The organism is Acidimicrobiia bacterium, from assembly GCA_040881685.1.
Taxonomy (GTDB): domain Bacteria; phylum Actinomycetota; class Acidimicrobiia; order IMCC26256; family PALSA-555; genus SHVJ01.
Map to the genome: position 1 here is coordinate 69,636 of JBBECS010000035.1, position 17,864 is coordinate 87,499.

15 protein-coding genes and 1 tRNA gene are annotated in these 17,864 nt (G+C 67.3%); 10 read left to right on the top strand and 6 right to left on the bottom strand.

The genetic code is table 11. The features are described 5' to 3' along the window. Nucleotides 1–19 precede the first annotated feature (19 nt). Entirely contained in the window at nucleotides 20–253 is a 234-nt protein-coding gene (locus WEE69_08205; protein ID MEX1145271.1) for a DUF3039 domain-containing protein, read from the top strand. Nucleotides 254–267: 14 nt separating this feature from the next. Continuing rightward, complete coding sequence (locus WEE69_08210; GenBank protein ID MEX1145272.1) at nucleotides 268–1,476, top strand: aminotransferase class III-fold pyridoxal phosphate-dependent enzyme; 1,209 nt, start codon at nucleotides 268–270, stop codon at nucleotides 1,474–1,476. A 3-nt stretch (nucleotides 1,477–1,479) separates the two neighbouring features. Here WEE69_08210 and WEE69_08215 read toward each other — a convergent pair whose 3' ends face one another. Genes WEE69_08215 through WEE69_08225 form a run of 3 tightly spaced genes read right to left on the bottom strand, consistent with a single transcriptional unit; the run spans nucleotide 1,480 to nucleotide 5,251 of the window. Next, nucleotides 1,480–3,213, bottom strand: a complete 1,734-nt coding sequence (locus WEE69_08215; protein ID MEX1145273.1) for a glycoside hydrolase family 20 zincin-like fold domain-containing protein — start codon at nucleotides 3,211–3,213, stop codon at nucleotides 1,480–1,482. Further along, nucleotides 3,210–4,025: a hypothetical protein gene (locus tag WEE69_08220; GenBank protein ID MEX1145274.1), complete on the bottom strand. Its 816-nt coding sequence runs from the start codon at nucleotides 4,023–4,025 to the stop codon at nucleotides 3,210–3,212. Before WEE69_08220 ends, WEE69_08215 begins: the two co-directional genes overlap by 4 nt. Nucleotides 4,026–4,027: 2 nt before the next feature. Beyond that, on the bottom strand, nucleotides 4,028–5,251 hold the full coding sequence (locus WEE69_08225; GenBank protein ID MEX1145275.1) for a cytochrome P450: 1,224 nt from the start codon (nucleotides 5,249–5,251) through the stop codon (nucleotides 4,028–4,030). A 9-nt stretch (nucleotides 5,252–5,260) separates the two neighbouring features. Between WEE69_08225 and WEE69_08230 the strand changes: the two genes are divergently transcribed. Together WEE69_08230 and WEE69_08235 are read left to right on the top strand one after the other, a co-directional pair. Next, nucleotides 5,261–6,370 carry an amidohydrolase family protein gene (locus tag WEE69_08230; GenBank protein MEX1145276.1) on the top strand — a complete coding sequence of 370 codons (1,110 nt, stop codon included), beginning with the start codon at nucleotides 5,261–5,263 and terminating at the stop codon, nucleotides 6,368–6,370. A gap of 23 nt (nucleotides 6,371–6,393) precedes the next feature. Continuing rightward, complete coding sequence (locus WEE69_08235; protein ID MEX1145277.1) at nucleotides 6,394–7,896, top strand: acyl-CoA carboxylase subunit beta; 1,503 nt, start codon at nucleotides 6,394–6,396, stop codon at nucleotides 7,894–7,896. Nucleotides 7,897–7,912: 16 nt separating this feature from the next. Here the strand turns inward: WEE69_08235 and WEE69_08240 are convergent, their stop codons facing one another. Next, nucleotides 7,913–8,785, bottom strand: coding sequence for a MaoC/PaaZ C-terminal domain-containing protein (locus tag WEE69_08240; GenBank protein MEX1145278.1), 873 nt, complete (start codon nucleotides 8,783–8,785; stop codon nucleotides 7,913–7,915). A 140-nt stretch (nucleotides 8,786–8,925) separates the two neighbouring features. Here WEE69_08240 and WEE69_08245 point away from each other — a divergent pair, with 140 nt between their 5' ends. Both WEE69_08245 and WEE69_08250 read left to right on the top strand, forming a co-directional pair. Beyond that, nucleotides 8,926–9,585, top strand: a complete 660-nt coding sequence (locus WEE69_08245; protein ID MEX1145279.1) for a dioxygenase — start codon at nucleotides 8,926–8,928, stop codon at nucleotides 9,583–9,585. 45 nt (nucleotides 9,586–9,630) lie between these two features. Next, nucleotides 9,631–9,705: transfer RNA gene (locus tag WEE69_08250), tRNA-Arg, on the top strand. Between the two features lie 432 nt (nucleotides 9,706–10,137). Here WEE69_08250 and WEE69_08255 read toward each other — a convergent pair. Then, nucleotides 10,138–10,791 carry a hypothetical protein gene (locus tag WEE69_08255; GenBank protein MEX1145280.1) on the bottom strand — a complete coding sequence of 218 codons (654 nt, stop codon included), beginning with the start codon at nucleotides 10,789–10,791 and terminating at the stop codon, nucleotides 10,138–10,140. Nucleotides 10,792–11,684: 893 nt separating this feature from the next. Between WEE69_08255 and WEE69_08260 the strand changes: the two genes are divergently transcribed. Both WEE69_08260 and WEE69_08265 read left to right on the top strand, forming a co-directional pair. Beyond that, the gene (locus WEE69_08260; protein ID MEX1145281.1) at nucleotides 11,685–12,803 is read left to right on the top strand and encodes an adenylate/guanylate cyclase domain-containing protein; all 1,119 of its coding nucleotides are present in this window, start codon (nucleotides 11,685–11,687) and stop codon (nucleotides 12,801–12,803) included. After that, complete coding sequence (locus tag WEE69_08265) at nucleotides 12,770–14,434, top strand: tetratricopeptide repeat protein (GenBank protein ID MEX1145282.1); 1,665 nt, start codon at nucleotides 12,770–12,772, stop codon at nucleotides 14,432–14,434. The genes WEE69_08260 and WEE69_08265 overlap by 34 nt, the downstream gene beginning before the upstream one ends. Nucleotides 14,435–14,709: 275 nt before the next feature. On the opposite strand, the gene WEE69_08270 is transcribed toward WEE69_08265, so the two are convergent. Further along, on the bottom strand, nucleotides 14,710–15,633 hold the full coding sequence (locus tag WEE69_08270) for an IS481 family transposase (protein ID MEX1145283.1): 924 nt from the start codon (nucleotides 15,631–15,633) through the stop codon (nucleotides 14,710–14,712). Between the two features lie 236 nt (nucleotides 15,634–15,869). Here WEE69_08270 and WEE69_08275 point away from each other — a divergent pair, with 236 nt between their 5' ends. Together WEE69_08275 and WEE69_08280 are read left to right on the top strand one after the other, a co-directional pair. Continuing rightward, nucleotides 15,870–16,409, top strand: coding sequence for a hypothetical protein (locus tag WEE69_08275; GenBank protein MEX1145284.1), 540 nt, complete (start codon nucleotides 15,870–15,872; stop codon nucleotides 16,407–16,409). Continuing rightward, entirely contained in the window at nucleotides 16,406–17,365 is a 960-nt protein-coding gene (locus WEE69_08280) for a Dabb family protein (GenBank protein MEX1145285.1), read from the top strand. The genes WEE69_08275 and WEE69_08280 overlap by 4 nt, the downstream gene beginning before the upstream one ends. Nucleotides 17,366–17,864 lie beyond the last annotated feature (499 nt).

The window sequence follows — 17,864 nt, forward strand, 5'->3', positions numbered from 1 at the left end:
CAGCGTACGCTGCCCGACGGTGACCACGCAGACGACGACGCCCGTTCAAGCGCCCGAGACGATCGACACCGATCACGGCGACCACGACCGGTTCGCGCACTACTGCAAGAAGGCCGACGTCACTCGGGCGCTGGTCACCGGCGAGGCGATCGTCGCGCTCTGCGGCAAGAAGTGGGTACCGACGCGTGATCCGTCGCGCTTCCCGATCTGCCCCACCTGCGCGGAGCGCAAAGCCGCCGGCTGGCGGCTCTGAGCACGATCACCTCGGTGCCGGCGTTCCTCCACCCCTACGCGCATCCGGCGCGAGAGGACTTCATCGAGATCGTCCGCGGCCACGGCGCCGTCGTGGAAGACAGCACAGGTCGCTCCTACCTCGACGGCATGGGCAGCCTTTGGTATGCCAACGTGGGCCACGGACGTCGCGAGATCATCGACGCGGTCGTGGATCAGATGTCCAACATCGCGGCGTATCACTGCTTCGAGCCATTTACGAACGGTCCGGCTGATCGTCTGGCCGGGCGGATTGCCGGGCTGGCACCGATGGAGGACGCCCGCGTCTTCTTCACCAGCTCGGGGTCGGAGGCCGTCGATTCGGCGATCAAGCTCGCGCGGGTCGCCCACGACCTCGGCGGGCAACCCCAGCGCGACCTGATCATCAGCCGTTCGCGCGCGTACCACGGCGTCACCTACGGCGGACTCTCGGCGCAGGGCCTCCCGGCGAACCAAGAGGGGTACGGACCCTTCGTCGACGGCATGATCAACCTGCCGGCCGACGACCTCGAAGCCGTCGCGGCGTTCATGGCCGAGCGCGGTTCTGACGTCGCGGCGGTGCTCGTCGAGCCCGTGCAGGGCGCGGGAGGCGTGTACCCGCCACCCGAGGGCTACCTCGAAGGCCTCCGCCGACTCTGCGACCAGCACGGCGCGTTCTTGATCTTCGACGAGGTGATCTGCGCGTTCGGACGTCTCGGCGAGTGGTTCGGTGCAACGCACTACGGAGTGCCGCCGGACCTCATCACGTTCGCGAAAGCCGTCACCTCGGGGTACATCCCACTCGGTGGTGTGGTCGTTGGCCCCACCGTGCGTGCACCGCTCGAGAGCGACGCCACCTACATGCTCCGCCACGGGCACACGTATTCAGGCCACCCCACTGCGTGTGCCGCGTCGTGGGCGAACCTCGACATCCTCGAGCGCGAGCACCTGCTCGAGCGCGCGCCCGTGATCGCGGAACGACTCGGCGGTGGCTTCCGCTCGCTCGCCGACGACGGGTTGCTCGCGGAAGCGCGCGGTGACGGTGGCGTGTGGGCCGCCGGGCTCACCGACCAGCACGACGCCAACGTGCTGCGCGACGGCCTGCTCGAACGCGGCGTCATCGCCCGCGCGATCGGCACGAACACCCTCGCCTACTGTCCCCCACTCGTCACGACCGACGAGCAGCTCGACACGCTCGTCGACACCCTCGCCGATGTGTTGCGGTAGGTATCAACCCACGTAGTGCGAGCCCCAGTCCATCGGGGCTTCGCCCGTCTCGTAGCAGCGCTGCAGGTGCGCGAGCCACGACACGCTGTCTTCCAGGCCGCCGGGGCGGTTGCGGGCCAGCCACAGCTCGCGGTGCGTCTCGGTGATGCCGCCGAGCTCGGTTGCAAGCTCCCGACGCGTGTCCTCGGGGATCGATGCGAGCGTGCCGTCGCCAGCCAAGCGTGCACGCCCGTCGCGACACAGCAGCGACACCAGGGTGATGGCCGCGCGAAGTTCGTCCAGAACAAGCGTGCCGTCAGTCCGTTGGGGACGCGCGCTACCGAGCACGCCCAGCGCATCATCGAGTGAGCCCTCGACCGCGGCGAGCTCTTCGGGGGTGACGCCGGCCGTCGGGCCGCGGCCGAGCTTGAGCTGCGGGTAGTAGAGGTGGAGCACCAGCGCGGAGATGTTCGGGAACTGCGGCGTGATCGCGCGGTACAGGTCACCGAGACCGAGCAGCACATTACCGAGCACGCCGGCGGTGTCGTCGAAGGCGTGCACGTCCAGGGCGGCCGCAAGATCGAGATCGCGATTCGTCTCCAAGCACCACGACACTGCGGCGCCGTACGCGAAGCCCGGCTCACTCACTGGCAGGTACTGCAGATGACCCTGGTCCCCCCAGTCGGTGTTGAGGAAGCCGGTGCCCCCATGCGCGGCGAGCGCCGCTGCCGCCGCTACGCAGTCACCCTTCATGTTGGTGGTGCGGCCGAGGATCGTCATCCAGCTCGACGTGCCGGGGCAGATCCAGAACCGAGTACCCGATGCGGCGAATGTGGCGGCGCGCTCGTCGAAGGGGCTCCAATCCTCGTAGCCCCATTCGCACACGGTCACGTGCTCGGGAAGCCGCGCGAGATGCTCGGGCTTGCCGGCGAGGATGTCGCCCCACACGAGGACCTCGCGCCCGTCGAGCTCGGGGACGGCGCACAACGTGTCGACCCAGTCGAGGTAGTCACCGATGCGTTCCTCGGGCAGCTCCCATGGCTCGTCCAACCCGACGTGCACGCGGCTGCTCGTGAAGCACGGGAGGAGCTGCGACAACAGATCGCGCACGAGCGCGAGTGACGCGGGATTCGATGGCTCGATCGTCATCGGCCCGCGCCGACGGCCCAGGTAGTCGGTGAAGCCCTCGGGCGTCATCGCGAGCGGGAGGTAGCGCGCGTGGCGCAGCCAGCGACCCATGTGGCCGAGGCAGTTCTGGTTCGGCACGAGCTCGACGTGACGATCACGACACCACGCGTCGAGCTCGCGGACCTCGTCAGGAGTGAGCGCGCTCGCGTCGAGCCACACGTCGTCGTGACCGCGGTACGCGAACGTGTGCTCGATGTACAGCTGAACCTGGTTCACCTTCCACGACGCGAGTCGCGCCACGAGATCCTTCAGCGTGTCGAGTGTCGGTACCTTGTCGCGCGCGATGTCGAGCATGACGCCGCGCACCGGAAGATCCGGCCAGTCTCGGATCGTGCACACCGGCACGCCATCCGTGCCCTGCTGCGCGAGCTGCGCGAGCGTCGCCCGTCCGTAGAACTCGCCGGCCGCGTCAGCCGCGGCCAACGAGATCCCATCCGTGGCGATCGTCAGCTCGTATCCCTCGGCGGGAAGCGATGGATCGGTGCGAACGGTCGGCTCCTGAGCGCTGGTCATGCCGTCGCCCATGACGAGCGATCGTGGCTGCGGCAACAGGTTCAGCTGCGAGCTCACTTCAGGTCCTTGCGGTACACGAAGAACACCCGGCTCACCCGCCCGCCCACTCGGGCGTACGGAACGACCGGACCGACCCAGGAGACCTCCATGTGCTGCTGCCCCGCCGCACGCATCCGATGTAGCGCGCCTACGAGGAGCGGCCATGCGACCGCCTTGCCGATCAGGTCGGGCCGCGCGCCGACCGGGCCGAGCAACCCGCGACGGTTCACGTCGTAAGCACAGAAGCCGCGGATGCCGTCATCGCCGCGCGCCAGGAGCAGCGTCCCGTTGTCGAGCGCGCGCAGCACCTCGGGCGTCCAGTTCGCCCAATGAGTGTCCATCCAGTCCCGGACCTCGTCACGGTCGGCGCTCGCAGCCGGCTCGTGACCGCCGGAATCTTCGGGAATCGCACTGAGATCGACGGCCATGTGGAAGTTGGCCTCAACACGCGTGTACTTGCGCCGCTCGAGGAGACACAGCAGCGCGGTCTCGGTCGACGGCGCGCCCGGCCACAGGTAGTACGGCGGGTCGGCACCGATCTGCACCGCTCCACTCAGCGCGAGGTCGTTCTCGGCTGCGGTCAGCAGCTCGTGCCCGTGACCGCGACCGCGACGGGCCAGATCGACGATCAGCAGCCGTACGAAGCCGAGGCCGTCGCCCGCAACCGTCGCGACCACACCGACATCCGGATCGCCGCGTACGACCGCGGGTTGGTCCGACGCGAAGAGCGCGCCTTCGAGTTCCGCGGCGGTGGGCGGCGCCTCTTCATCGATCGAGCGCGTGCAGAGCGCGGCGATCGCCTCGACCGAGCTCGCGTCGAGCAGGTCCAACTTCAGGCCGCGACCGCCACCGGGACGTTCGAGAAGCCTGCGACGTTCGACATGTGAACCCGACGCAACCCCGACTCGTCGATCTGGTACTCGGGCCAGCGCTTCGCGATCTCCTCGAACGCGACGCGGCTCTCGAGTCGGGCGACGGCCGCGCCGAGGCACGCATGGATGCCGTGGCCGAGACCGATGCCGAGGCCGATGTCGCGGTCGACGTCGAATCGGTCGGGATCTTCGTACTCGCGCTCGTCGCGGTTGGCCGCGCCCGTGAGGAGGAGCACCGGCATGCCTGCGGGGATCGTGACGCCGTGCCACGTGGAGGGCTCGTGGCTGAACCGACCCTGGTACTGCGATGGCGCCCAGTAGCGGAGCACCTCTTCGACCGCGTTCACCATCTTCGTGCGGTCGTCGCGCACCTTCTTCCACTCGGACGGGTTGCGAGCGAACAGCACCACACCGTTGCCCACCTGCTTGGTGACCGTCTCGCTGCCAGCTGCTGCGAGCAAGACGCCGAAGCCGGCGATCTCCTCGTCGGTCAGCTTGTTCAGGTTGCCGTCGTCGTCCTCGACCTCGACTTCGGTGAGACGCGACACCATGTCGTCCGTCGGATGCGCGCGCTTCTCCTTGCTGAGCTCCATGAAGTAGAGGACCTGGTGCAGCCCTGCCTCCATGCCGGCCTGCGTGGTCTTGGGGTCGTCTGGCTCGCGGTGGAGCACCGCGTCGGTCCAGTGCCGGATCTGCTGCCGATCGGCCTTCGGCACGCCGAGGATCTGCGAGATGATCTCCACGGGGAACGGCGCCGAGAAGTCGGCGACGAGGTCGAACTCGCGCTCACCTTCGAGTGGCGCCAGGTGGTGCGAGATCACGTCACGCACCATCGGCTCGAGTGCCGCGATCGCACGCGGCGTGAACACGCGGCTCACGAGCTTGCGCATGCGGTCGTGGTCGGGCGGGTCCATCATGATGATGCTGGACTTCGCCATCGCGTTCGAGGGATCGTTGAGCTGGTCGATCGTCAGCCCGTGCTCACTCGAGAACGTCTTCCAGTCGCGGTGCGCACTGACGACGTCGGCGAAGCGCGACAGCGTCCAGAAGCCGTACTGCTCGTTGTGGTACGCCGGCGCCTCGTCGCGCAGCCAGCGGTACATGTCGTACGGGTCGTCGTAGAACTCTGCTGAGAACGGGTTGAACTCCACGCCGGGGAAGCGTACCGACCCCTCGACTGCCATGATGGGCGCGTGGGTGGCTACGGATACCCGGTGATCGACGCCGACGGGCACGGCGGTGAGCCGCCGCACTGGCGGCGACGCATCCCCGACGCGTTCAAGTCACAGATGATCCAGTACGTCCGCTCAATGAAGGCGACGTACACCGGGCTCCCGGGTGGCGGCATGCAGATCGGCGGCGCCAACCCGCGTGAGGCGCACCTGAGCGACAACGACCTGGACTTCGAGCCCGAGATGCGCCTGGGCATGAGCGAGCCCTCGGCGCGCCTCGAGGACATGGACCTCGAAGGCATCGACGTGACGGTGATGTTCCCGCCGGGGTCTGGTGAGGAGTGGGCGCTCGGCGACGCGAACTTCTCGGCGGCGTTGTGCCGCACACTCAACGATGCGCGCGCGGAGTACGCCGCGTTCGCGCCTGACCGCCTGAAGCTGGTGGCCAAGCTCCCGATGATGGAGCCCGCCCGCGCGGCCGAGGAACTCGAGCGCTGCGTGACTCAGCACGGTTTCGTCGGAATGGTGACGGCGCAGCACATCCTCGACCGCAACCTCGACCACCCGTCGTTCGACGTGGTGTGGGAGGTGGCCGAGCGCGTCGACGCCGCGGTGTGCGTGCACGGCGGCGGGCAGGCGCCGGGCCAGGTGCCGGTCGCGATCGACCGCTTCGACACGCGGCTGGAGAAGCACGCGATCACGCACCCATTCGGAGCGATGCTCGCGCTCACGAGCTTCACCGTGGGTGGTGTGCTCGCGCGGTTCCCGCGATTGCGCATCGCATTGCTCGAAGCCGGCGCCGGGTGGCTGCCCTTCTGGCTCGAACGCCTGGACGAGCACTGGGAACTCATGCCCGAACAAGCGCCGCAGATCGACGCGGCGCCGTCGTCCTACTTCCTCGGTCGGGGTTACGTGTCGTGCGAACCCGAAGAGCGGTCGGTTCCCGTTGTGCAGACCGCATTGGGCGACGAGATCATCTGTTACGCGTCCGACTACTGCCACTGGGATTGCGCGTTTCCCAACAGCGTGAAGATCCTGGCCGAGCGCGAGGACATCACCGACCAGCAGAAGCGCCGGATCTTCGCCGAGAACGCCGCGCGCCTCTACAACCTCGAGGTACCGGCGAACTGAGCGAAGAATCGGTACGAGAACAGTTGGAGCGTGCTCGGCGCGGGAACCTCGACCGCGGCGCCGAAAAGCTCGCGAGCGCGAACAAGCTCTTCGTGCGCGATCGCCTCTCGCTGCTCCTCGACGAGGGCTCGTTCGTCGAGGACGCGCTGCTCGCCAACGCGTCGGCCGACGATCTCCCCGCCGACGGAGTCGTCACCGGCGTCGGGCGCGTCGACGGGCGGCCCGTGTGTGTGATGGCCAACGACCCCACCGTGAAAGCCGGGTCATGGGGTGCCCGCACGGTCGAGAAGATCGTCCGACTCACCGAGACCGCACTGCGCCTCGAGATCCCGGTCGTGTACCTCGTGGACTCAGCCGGCGCGCGCATCACCGATCAGGTCGACCTCTTTCCCGGCCGCCGCGGCGCGGGGCGCATCTTCGCCAACCAGGTTCGCCTGTCGGGTCGGGTGCCGCAGGTGTGCTGCTTGTTCGGACCTTCGGCGGCGGGTGGCGCGTACATCCCGGCATTCTGTGACGTCGTGTTCATGGTCGAAGGCAACGCCTCGATGTATCTCGGCTCGCCGCGCATGGCGGAAGAGGTGATCGGCGAGCACGTCACGCTCGAGGAGATGGGCGGCGCGCGCATGCACGCGACCGTCAGCGGTTGTGGTGATTCCCTTGTGGCCGATGACGAAGAGGCGATCGCTTCCGCTCGCCGCTGGCTCTCGTACCTGCCCACCCACTGGCAAGACGAACCCCCGGTCACCGCGCCATCGCCACCGGTGGCGAACGCGCAGCCGATCGGAACGATCGTGCCCGACGAGGACCGGCTCGCATATGACATGCACAAGGTCATCGACGCCCTCGTCGACGAAGGTTCTTTCTTCGAGGTCAAGCCGCTGTTCGCGCGGGAGCTGATCTGCGGCTTCGGTCGGCTCGACGGGCGACCGACGGGCTTCGTTGCGAGCAACCCGATGCACCTCGGTGGCGTGCTGTTCGTGGACTCGGCCGACAAGGCCGCTCGCTTCATCTGGCTGTGCGACGCGTTCAACGTGCCGCTGGTGTTCCTTGCCGATGTGCCGGGCTTCATGATCGGCACGCAGGTGGAGCGCGACGGGATCATCCGTCACGGGGCGAAGATGATCACCGCGGTCGCGGAGGCGACGGTGCCCAAGATCTCAGTCATCGTGCGCAAGGCGTACGGCGCGGGCCTCTATGCGATGTGCGGCCCGGCGTTCGATCCGGACGCTTGCATCGCGCTTCCGAGCGCGCGCATCGCAGTGATGGGACCCGAGCCCGCGGTCAACGCGGTGTTCTACAACCGCATCCAGGCAATCGAGGATGAGGACGAGCGCGCGAAGTTCGTCGCCGAGCAGCGCGCCGAGTACGAAGCCGATGTGGACATCGTGCGGCTCGCGTCGGAGCTCGTGGTCGATGCGGTCGTGCAGCCCGACGAGCTACGCGACGAACTGGTGCGCCGACTCGCGCTCGCGAGCACGCGCCAACGAGAGGTCTTCCACCGCCGCCACGGCGTCCCGCCTGTCTAGCGACTCTTCGAATCAGCTACTCGAAGACGAGCTTGCCGCTGTCGAGGACGACGTTGTCGCCGACGCAGGTCTGGTACAGCGCCTCGTTGCCGTCGACCCAGATCTTCACGTCGAGCGCGTCGCCCGGCATCACCGGCGTCGAGAAGCGTCCCTCGACGTGCTTGAACCGCGACGGGTCGCTCCCGCACACCGCGTGCAGCAGCGCGCGGCCGGTGAACCCGAACGTGCACAGGCCGTGGAGGATCGGCTTGTCGAAACCCGCGAGCTTGGCGAACGACGGGTCGGAGTGCAGCGGGTTGCGATCGCCGTTGAGGCGGTACAGCAGCGCCTGGTCGATGCGCGTCGTGTAGCGCACCACCTCGTCGGGCTTGCGGTCCGGTGCAACGTTCTTCGGACCGCTGGGTCCGCGGTCACCACCCCAGCCGCCCTCGCCTCTGATGAACGCCGACATCGTGGTCGTGAACAGCGGCTTGCCGTCGGTGGCGTCGACCGCCTCGTTCTCGAGCACCACGACGGCGGCCTTGGTCTTGTCGTAGATCGCGGCGATCGTGCCGGTCATCGTGGCCTTGCCCTCGACCGGCATCGGCTTGTGCAGGGTGATGCTCTGCTCGCCGTGCACGAGGTTCGCCCAGTCGAACGTGCCGATCTTCGACATCGGGTTGCTCCCGCCACCGCCGCCCTTGCTCTTCGGCGCGATCACGACGGGCATCGTCGGCAGCGCCTTCTGCTCGATGTCGATCGAGTTCTCGGTGGTGAACTCGAGCTCGAACCCGGTCGGGTCCGTGATGCCCGCGCCCACGCCTACCGCGTAGAGCAAGCAGTCGAACGAGCCCCAGGTGGCTTCACCGGGGTCGCTGGTGGTGCCGACGGCGTCGGGGTTGATCGGCATGACGGCTCCTTCTCGCGGCTGACGGGCCTCATGCTGCCACGTCGCTCCGATGTCCGGCCCAAGACCGGCGGGTCTGGGTTCACAGCAAACCCGGAGCCGCCCGTCAGTGGGCTCTCAGGTCGGGTTCGTAACCTCGCGCCATGACCAACGACAGAATCGACCAGCTGCTCACCACCTCCCTGACCCGCCGGCGGCTGCTCGGTCTCGGGCTCGCCGCGGCGCCGATGCTCGTGCTGGCGAGCGCCTGTGGTTCCGACGACGAGTCATCGGTCGGCACCGGCGGCGTCACCACGACCACCGACCGCACGCTCGCGCCCACTCCGTCGTGCGACGACGGCGACGAAGTGACGCCGTCGCTCACCGAGGGCCCGTTCTTCTCGTCGGGCTCACCGGAGCGGACGAACATCGCTGACGGTGTCGACGGCACCGCGCTCGTGCTCACGGGCGTCGTGCTCGGCTCCGACTGCCGAACCGCTGCCGGCGCCAAGGTCGACTTCTGGCATGCCGACAGCGACGGCGACTACGACAACAGCGGCTACCGGCTGCGCGGCCATCAGTTCACCGATGATCTCGGCCGGTACAAGCTCGAGACGATCGTCCCGGCCCTCTACCCCGGCCGCACCCGCCACATCCACGTGAAGGTGCAATCGAGTGGCGGGTCGGTCCTCACGACGCAGCTCTACTTCCCCGGCGAGTCGCAGAACGACACCGACGACCTCTTCGAAGAAGCATGCCTCATGAGCGTCAGCACCGTCGGCGACGGTCGCGCGGCGACATTCGACTTCGTCGTCGAGGCCTGAAGGTCAGGCTCCACTTCAGGAGCGCGCCGGTACCCTTGATCACGAGCCCCCGTAGCTCAGGGGATAGAGCATCGGTTTCCTAAACCGTGTGCGCAGGTTCGAATCCTGCCGGGGGCGCCAATCGCGTGCGTCGGCGCAGGTCAGGTGGCAGTAACGAACGAGCGTTCGCGTGTCGCACGTCCATGCAGTGTCGCCCAGTAGTAGGGATGGACGGTTGCGAGCGCGAAACCGACGCTCGGTACTCGGGCGAACGCTTCCCCGACGCGCGCCAACCATCTGGGGATGGCTGCGACGTTGTTGTCGTAGTCCTCCGCACGACTCCCGAAAGGTGACTCGATCGAGGATCTAACCTCATCCGGTCGAACTGCGGCGGGGGGTTCCTTGCGAAGACTCGATCCACGAAGTGGGTCGGCGACGACCTCGACAACACCTCGTCGTTGAACCACTTCGCCAACGCCTGCAGGTCTGCGCCTTCACGCACCTCCATCAGGAGACATCCGTCCGGGCGCGGGATCGTAGATCGTCAGCCGGCTCTCCGAGGCCGGACGGCGATCATTCGATGTCTTCGAACATGGTGTTGTCCGTCGCGGCGAGTGGTGCGTCGGTGTCGGACACCTCGGTCACCGCGTCATCGCCGGGCTCGGCAGGTCCGATCGGATAATCCGTCGGCTCGTCGAGGTTGCCGCCGATGTCGACCTCGTGCGGGCCGTCGCCCCATGGATCCACGTCGTCGACATACTTGACATCGTCTGCGATGTGGAGCTGTGCGTCGGTCGCGCCCGCGCCGTACGAAACGTCCGCGCCGGCCCGAAGGTCGGTCGGATCGAAGGTGTCGCTCTCCCCGCCGCTCGGACGCCACTCCGCGCGATACCCGCCTATCAGCTGCGGCCCGGCGTCGGCATCCGGTTGGGCGAGGACGTCGTTCGAGTCGAAGACCTCATCCGCGCCGCCGCTCGGACGCCACTCCGCGCGATACCCGCCGATCGGCTCGACGCCGGAGTCCGCGTCTGCCAGGCGCGCGGGCGCTCCGTCGTCGTCAACCTCCTGCTCGTCGTCCTCCGCCAGGCTCTCGCCGGCGAGATCGGCGACGATCGCCTCCGTCGAGCCGGCACCGAACAACCCGAGGTCGATCTCGATCGGATGGTTGTCGTCGGTGCTCTCGCCCTTGACGTTGGCGATGGGCGCGCGCGCGAGATCATCTGCCATGGATCCATGATGACACACGCCGCGTCGCGGCGATAGCAAACAATGTGTCACGCTGCGATGTCCACCCGTGCTGTCGCTCGCTACCCAACGCGCACGGGCGAACTGGTGCGCTGCCTGAAGGGTGTCATTCATGGATCACGCGGCTCGGTTGTACTCGTTGACGAGCCAGCCGTAGCGCCCGCTGGCCGCGCGACCACAACCGGCAACGTAACCACGATCAGACAGATCACGACCGCGATGCGCAACCCGGAGCCCCGCAGTCGCACCGAGCGCAGCGCCGAGCTCGACGTGAGCCACTTCTTCCGCCCGTACGGCAGAGGACAAGAACTCGGCGAACCGACCAAGAGCCGCAGACACGCGGGAACGCACACACCGCGCCCTCGAGCCCACATCGGGCATCCGCCAACGTCCCGCCCCACGAGACCCCCAAGCCCCAAGGACTTCAGCGAATCTGCGCCCGCGACCAAGCGACGGGAGCTGGGTTGTACCACCCACAGAGCCAGCGGTCAGTGCTGCGTTGACGACTCCACCAAGCCGTGGAATGAATCGCTACAAAGAGAACCGCTGATCCTGCCCTGCAATGGGGACGCGAACCGATCGCGGGAGTCGCGACCAGGCCCAGCTGCCAGTGGGCAGATCTCGGCGGTCGATCATCCCTACCCGCGTCCCTACTACTCCCTGGACGCAAGCGCGCTCGATGGACAGGATGGACACGCAAGCCTGAAACCACAACACCACGTGGACGTGAGTGGTCTGGCTGTACGGCGCGAAGAGTCTCCCTAAACCGTGTGCGCAGGTTCGAATCCTGCCGGGGGCGCCAACACCAGCCGAAGCGAGTCACCCGCTCACCCCTATCTGTTTGACTGACAGCGCTGGCGCGGTGAAGGGGGAGCATGGCCGAGTTGCCGTTGGGGACCGTGACGTTCATGTTCACGGATCTGGAGGGTTCGACCCGACTCTGGGAGGAACAGCCCGAGGCGATGCGCGACTCGTTGGCGAGTCACGACTCGATCATGCGCAACGCGATCGAGTCGCACCGGGGCGTCGTGTTCTCCGAGATGGGCGACGGCATGGCCGCCGCGTTCGCGGCGCCAGGCGACGCTTTGGCCGCGGCCCTCGACGCACAGCTGGGTCTCGCATCGTGCGAGTGGGGTGAGACGGGTCCGCTGCGCGCCCGGATGGGGTTGCACGCGGGCCAGGGCGAGTTGCGGGTCGACGGCCAGTATGTGAACCAACCGCTGAACCGGTGCGCGCGTCTGATGGCGATCGCGCACGGCGGCCAGATCGTGGTCTCGGAATCGGTGGAGAGCTTGGTCCGAAGTGCGCTGCCAGCCGAGGTTGGGCTGGTTGCCATGGGTGAGCATCGACTGCGCGACCTGACGAGCGCGATCGGGGTGTTCCAGGTCACGCATCCCGAGCTGCCGCACGACTTCCCGCCGTTGCGGTCGCTTGATGTGCTGCCGGGGAACCTGCCCGTGCAGATGACGTCGTTCGTGGGTCGCGAGCAGGAGCTGACGCGCGTCGCGGCCGAGCTCGCCGACGCGCGGGTGGTGACGCTGACCGGGGTGGGCGGCGTCGGCAAGACGCGGCTGGCGTTGGAAGTCGCCGCCGAGCTCGTACCGCAGTTCCGCGACGGTGCGTGGCTCGCCGAGCTCGCCGGCGTGCGCGATCCCGAGGCCGTCCCCGACGCGCTGGTGTCGATGTTCGGTTTGCAGGTCTCCGGCGGAGTGTCGGCGACCACAACGCTGGTGGAGTTCCTGCGCGGAAAGGAGCTGCTGTTGGTGGTGGACAACTGCGAGCACCTGTTGCGCGCCGTCGCGGGCCTCGTCGATGAGGTCGTGCGCGGGTGTGCAGGAGTCCGGGTGCTGGTGACGAGCCGGGAGGGGCTCAATGTGCCCGGCGAGCGGATGTTGGGCGTGGCATCGCTCGGCGTGCCCCCGACGCGGCCGGGCTCGAGGCGATCGCGCGGTGCGACGCGGTGGCGCTGTTCGTGGAGCGGGCCCGGGCGGTGAAGTCGAGCTTCGTGCTCGACGCGACGAACGCTGACGCGGTCTCGCAAGTGTGCCGACGGCTCGACGGGATCGCGCTGGCGATCGAGCTCGCGGCCGCGCGCGTCGCGATGTTGACTCCGGCCGAGGTGGCGCGGCGTCTCGACCAGCGGTTCCGACTGCTGGGCGGCGGACAGCGCACGGCGGTGGAGCGCCACCAGACGTTGCGCGCCGCGATCGACTGGTCCTACGAGCTGTTGAGCGAGACCGAACAGCTGCTGTTGGACCGGCTGAGCATCTTCGTCGGCGGGTTCAGCCTCGAGGACGCCGAAGCCGTCACCGCCGACGGCGCCATCGAAGGCGCTGACGTGTTCGAGCTGCTCGCAACGTTGGTGGCGCGCTCGCTGGTCGTCGCCGACACCGACGGCGACGAGACGCGCTACCGGCTCCCGGAGACCATCCGCCAGTATGCGCAGGAACGCCTCGACGGCAGCGGCGACGGCGACCGCCTCCGTGCCGTACACGCTGCGTACTTCGCCGGCTTCGCGGAGGCGGCCATCACCAACGCGACGGGTCCCGACGGGGCCGAATGGGAACGGCGCTTCGAGCGAGAGTTCGACAACGTCCGTGCTGCGCTCACCTGGGCCACCGACACCCAAGACGTCGACACAGCGCTGCGACTGGTGGCCGTGTGGGACGCGCCCATCAATCTCTGGGACGTCGCCCTCATCTCCACGACCGTCTGGGCCGCCCAGGTCGTCCTGGCCATCTCCGGGGCATCCGAGCACCCGAAGTATCCGGCCGCCCTGGCCGTCACCGCGTGGATCGCCACGATGCAAAGCGACCAGGAGCTTGCCCGGCGCCGTTGCGACGAGGCCGTGATCGCCGAGCAGAGGCTCGGTACCGAGCCCAGCATCCTCATCTGGAACGTACTAGCGAACAGCGCGCAGGCGCAGGGCAACCGCGATGAAGCCGTCAAGCACGCGCGGCACTGTGTGAAGGTCGCACGCGCTCGCGGCGACGACGCGTGGCAAGTGCAGGCGCTGGCATCGTCGGCGCTCTCGCACGCCCTGGCGGGCTACCCGGCGGAGGCGCTCACCGACGCCGAAGAGACCCTGGCGCTGACCCACCGAATCGCCAACCCCCGCATCCTCTCGAGTTTGCTCAGCATGGTGGCATTCGCCCTTGGCGAATCCGAACCCCAGCGGGCCCTCGTCATCGCCCGCGAAGCGGTCGCACTCATCCCGTCGGGAGAGCACAACACGACCCACGTGTTTGCCGGGGACCTTGCCGCCCGGAACGGCGACCACCGTGAGGCGGTTGGATACTTCGCGAAGGCCATCGAGTCGTTCCACTGGATGGGATGGAGGCTCCCGGTCGGCCTCACCCTCGGCTACGTCGGCGTCGAGATCGCCGACGACGACCCCGAAGCCGCGGCGGTGCTCTTCGGCGTCTGCGATGCCCTCGCACCCGACTACGCGCACGCTCCTCACTTCGTGGAAGCCCTCGCGCAAGCAAACGTCGCGCTCGAGACAACATTGGGCACCGCTCGCCGAGAAGAGCTGTACGCACAAGGCATGAAGATGAGCGACATCGACGCCGTCGACTACGGCAACGCGGCGATCACCCGTTTCCTCTCCGAAGACACCGCCTGAACGGCTCGACGTGCGCGATCACGCGCCATGACCTTTTCCCGAGGCCCTCTCGCTCGAGACGGTGCCGTCACGACGTCGAACGCGATGGGCTGGCATCCCTACCCGCACCCCTACTACTCACTGGAATGCGGCGGAATCAACGGACAGGATGGACACGAAACCGCAGGTCCTGGACGTGGAGGGACTCACCGGACGCCTCTGGACGCGTTCCTAAACCGTGTGCGCAGGTTCGAATCCCGCCGGGGGCACCACTGTGCAACTGACGGTCACTGTGTTTACGCCGGGGTCGTGGTCTTGTGTCGTAGGCGTTCGTATGGAGTCTGGCCGTCCAGGCCGCCGTGGGGTCGGTTGAAGTTGTAGAAGTCTTCCCATTCTTGGAGCTTGAGGTTGAACATCTCGGTGGTGTCGATCACGACACCGTCGAGCATTCGGTAGAACTCCTCGGCGTCGATCCGATGTGAGCGTTCCACCTTTCCGTTGAGTCTCGGGGTTGCCGGCTTGATGTAGACGTGGTTGATGCCGCGGTCGAGGACGTGCCAGTGGAAGCCCGACTGGAACTCGGCGCCGTTGTCGGTCTGGATGGTCTCGACCTGGAACGGGAGCTTCTCGAGCACGTAGTCGATGAACTGGATCGCGGTCTTCTGGTTGTTGCGGGGGTAGATCCGCAGCACGCGGATGCGGGTGCAGTCGTCGATGGCGGTGAACTGGTAGTGCTTCTTTCGTGACCCAGGCAGCGCCTCGATGAACTTCACGTCGACTTGGACCCGATGCCCCGGGAGCTGTTTCTCGTAGCGCTTCCAACGTTTCTCGTGCTGCTTATAGCGCTGCGAGCTCGGGAGTCGGTTCATCTCGAGCCGCTTGAGGATCCGCCACACGCCTGAAGAACTGATCGTGACGTCGTGATACCGGTGCAGATACATCGAGATCTTCAACGGCCCGAAGTGGTAATGCTGACGCAAGTAGAGGATCTTGCCGACGACCTCACCCTGCGTCGCGTTCGGGCTCACGCGCGGTCGTGACGAGCCATCCCGCAACCCGTTCTCACCGAGCTCCTCGTAACGCCGGAGCCACTTGTAGAAGCACTGGCGCGAGATCCCGTAGTACCGGCACGTCTGAGCGACACTGCCCGTGACCTCGGCCGCGTGTCGCAGCATCGCCAGGCGGTGTCGGATCTTGCGTTGCTGGTCTCGATCGTCCATCAGGATCTCCTCTCACAGGAAACCCCAGATGTAAACAACCTCCGTCAGTTCTTCACTGCCGGGGGCGCTCAGTTATCACGCTTCGTACGCGGCTCGCGCCGGGCCGGGGTGTCGAAGTACTCACGGAACGCGTCGTTCTCGGCCGGGCGCGCGCTCCGAGCCATCCGCCGTCTCCACTTCAAGGGTGCGGGCCGACGGAATTCCGGACGAACAAGCCGTGCCTAGGATCTGCTCGCTTGGGTCGCCAACTGAACCACGTTGAACTCGTGTACCGGCCGGGCGAGCGCGCGCTCGCGACCCGCGTGTTCGAGCTGCTCGGATGCACGGTTGCCGACCGCGGCGGCACCTTCCTCACCGCCTTCGTCGAGCCGACAGAGAATGACTTCACGAACAACTGCTTCTACGCGTCGGAGATGACCGCTGAGCAGGTCGCGCTCGAGGATGCTCTAGGTAGCGCGATGCACGACGGTTCCATTGCGGCCGATGCTCATCGGTATCTGGAACGCTTGCGCTCCGAGCCGCAGCGCTCGTTCCACTTCGGCGTGCGCCATGCGGAGATCGAAGACCTCGACGCCGCGGTCGAGCGCATCGATACGGCGAGCAGAGACGACGGCGAGCTCGCCGGCCGCATCTCGGTGTCAGGCGTGTATCGGCCGGGTGATCCAGGGTCGTACACCGACACGATGGTCCAGGCGTTCGTGCGCACCGATGTCGTCGCGTCGGGACTGCTCGCGTTCGGCCAGCATGTCGAGCTGCAGTGGCAGCTTCCCGAATGAGTGCCGAGACGATCGTCCGCGTCGACGACATCACGCTCGCACCCGGGTGCCGAGATGAGTTCGTCGACGTCCTCCGGTCGAAATACGTTCCCGGTGCTAGCGCTCGCCGTCTCGAACTCGTCGACATCGTGCTCGCTCCACCGGTCGACGATCCGGCGCTCGAGTCCGACGTGATCGTCACGTGGCGGCTGGCCGACATCGACACGTTCTGGCAAGCCCGACGCGCCGCGATGATGGACCCGACCGTCGGCTCGTTCTGGCGCGACACGGCGGACATCGTCGTACGACGGACGCGTCGCTTCGCCCAAGCCGAACCCGCGTTCACGCCAATCGATGACTCGGCAGCGGAGCCGCTGCCGAGCAACGGCATCCATCACATCGTCTTGATGGCGACTGATGACGCCGAGGTTGCGGTCACGCCGCCCGATCAGGTCCGGCGCAGCGCGTTCGGGCGACACCTTCCAGGCAGCGTCGGCGCTCCGGACGCGAGCTGGGAGTTCGACGCCGAGGATCTCGTGCCAATCGGTACAGCCAACGTCAAGGGTGCCGAGGTCGTGGACGTCGTGCTGCTCGGGGACGTGATCGGTTCCGGCGCACGTGCGCCGCGCATCCAAGACGCAGTCAAGCGGACGTTGTTGCTGAAGGTCGAGGAGAGTGCGCCGCTCGCCGCGGTGAGTGCCTTCGAGCGCGACCTTCTCGGGATGCCGCGGCACATCCCGGCGATCCGAAACTGGCGTCTTGCCCGAGTCGGTAGCTCCGAAGGTGGATGGACCCACGCGTGGGAGCAGGAGTACGCCGAACTCGCGGGGCTGCGCCACGACTACATGCGTAGCCCGTACCACTGGAGTGTCGTCGACGGCTGGTTCGACGCCGAGGACCCGCGCAGCATCGTGCGCCCCGAGCTGCTCCACCTCTTCTACGAAACGCCCTCGTCAGTGCTCGCTGCCGTCACTTGACTCGCATCGCGTGACCAAGGATCAGGCCGGGCTTCAGCTGGCTTCAATCGCGTTCTGGGTGCCGCGCTGCACGAGCCAGCGCGCACTGGCGGCACCAACCTCGGGGCTTCGGCGCGCGCTTACGAAAGGCGTATGAGCATCCCTACCGGCATCCCTACTTCTCACTGGATTGCGGCAAAGTCAGCGGACAGGATGGACACGAAACCGCAGGTCACGGACGTGGAGGGATTGACCGGACACTTCGGGACGCGTTCCTAAACCGTGTGCGCAGGTTCGAATCCTGCCGGGGGCGCCAACACCACGCCAGCGCAGGCCACGGCGACGTGCGAGGAGCTCGGACTCCCGAACACTTGGCGCTGAGGCTCGGTGCGGCGTACGCATCCCACGCGCGCTAGCTGCGTGAGCTCGGTCGCGGCTGGGTGTCGCTGGCACAGGAGGTGGCCGCCGCCGTCTGAGGTTGCGGGGCCTAGTCTCGGGCTCGTGGCGATGCGGGACGGGA

Coding starts and splice junctions, on each gene's coding strand:
- WEE69_08240 (MEX1145278.1), bottom strand. CDS start 8,785: ATGCCGATCAACCCCGACGCCGTCGGCACCACCAGCGACCCCGGTGAA.
- WEE69_08225 (MEX1145275.1), bottom strand. CDS start 5,251: ATGGCAGTCGAGGGGTCGGTACGCTTCCCCGGCGTGGAGTTCAACCCG.
- WEE69_08245 (MEX1145279.1), top strand. CDS start 8,926: ATGACCAACGACAGAATCGACCAGCTGCTCACCACCTCCCTGACCCGC.
- WEE69_08260 (MEX1145281.1), top strand. CDS start 11,685: ATGGCCGAGTTGCCGTTGGGGACCGTGACGTTCATGTTCACGGATCTG.
- WEE69_08255 (MEX1145280.1), bottom strand. CDS start 10,791: ATGGCAGATGATCTCGCGCGCGCGCCCATCGCCAACGTCAAGGGCGAG.
- WEE69_08280 (MEX1145285.1), top strand. CDS start 16,406: ATGAGTGCCGAGACGATCGTCCGCGTCGACGACATCACGCTCGCACCC.
- WEE69_08270 (MEX1145283.1), bottom strand. CDS start 15,633: ATGGACGATCGAGACCAGCAACGCAAGATCCGACACCGCCTGGCGATG.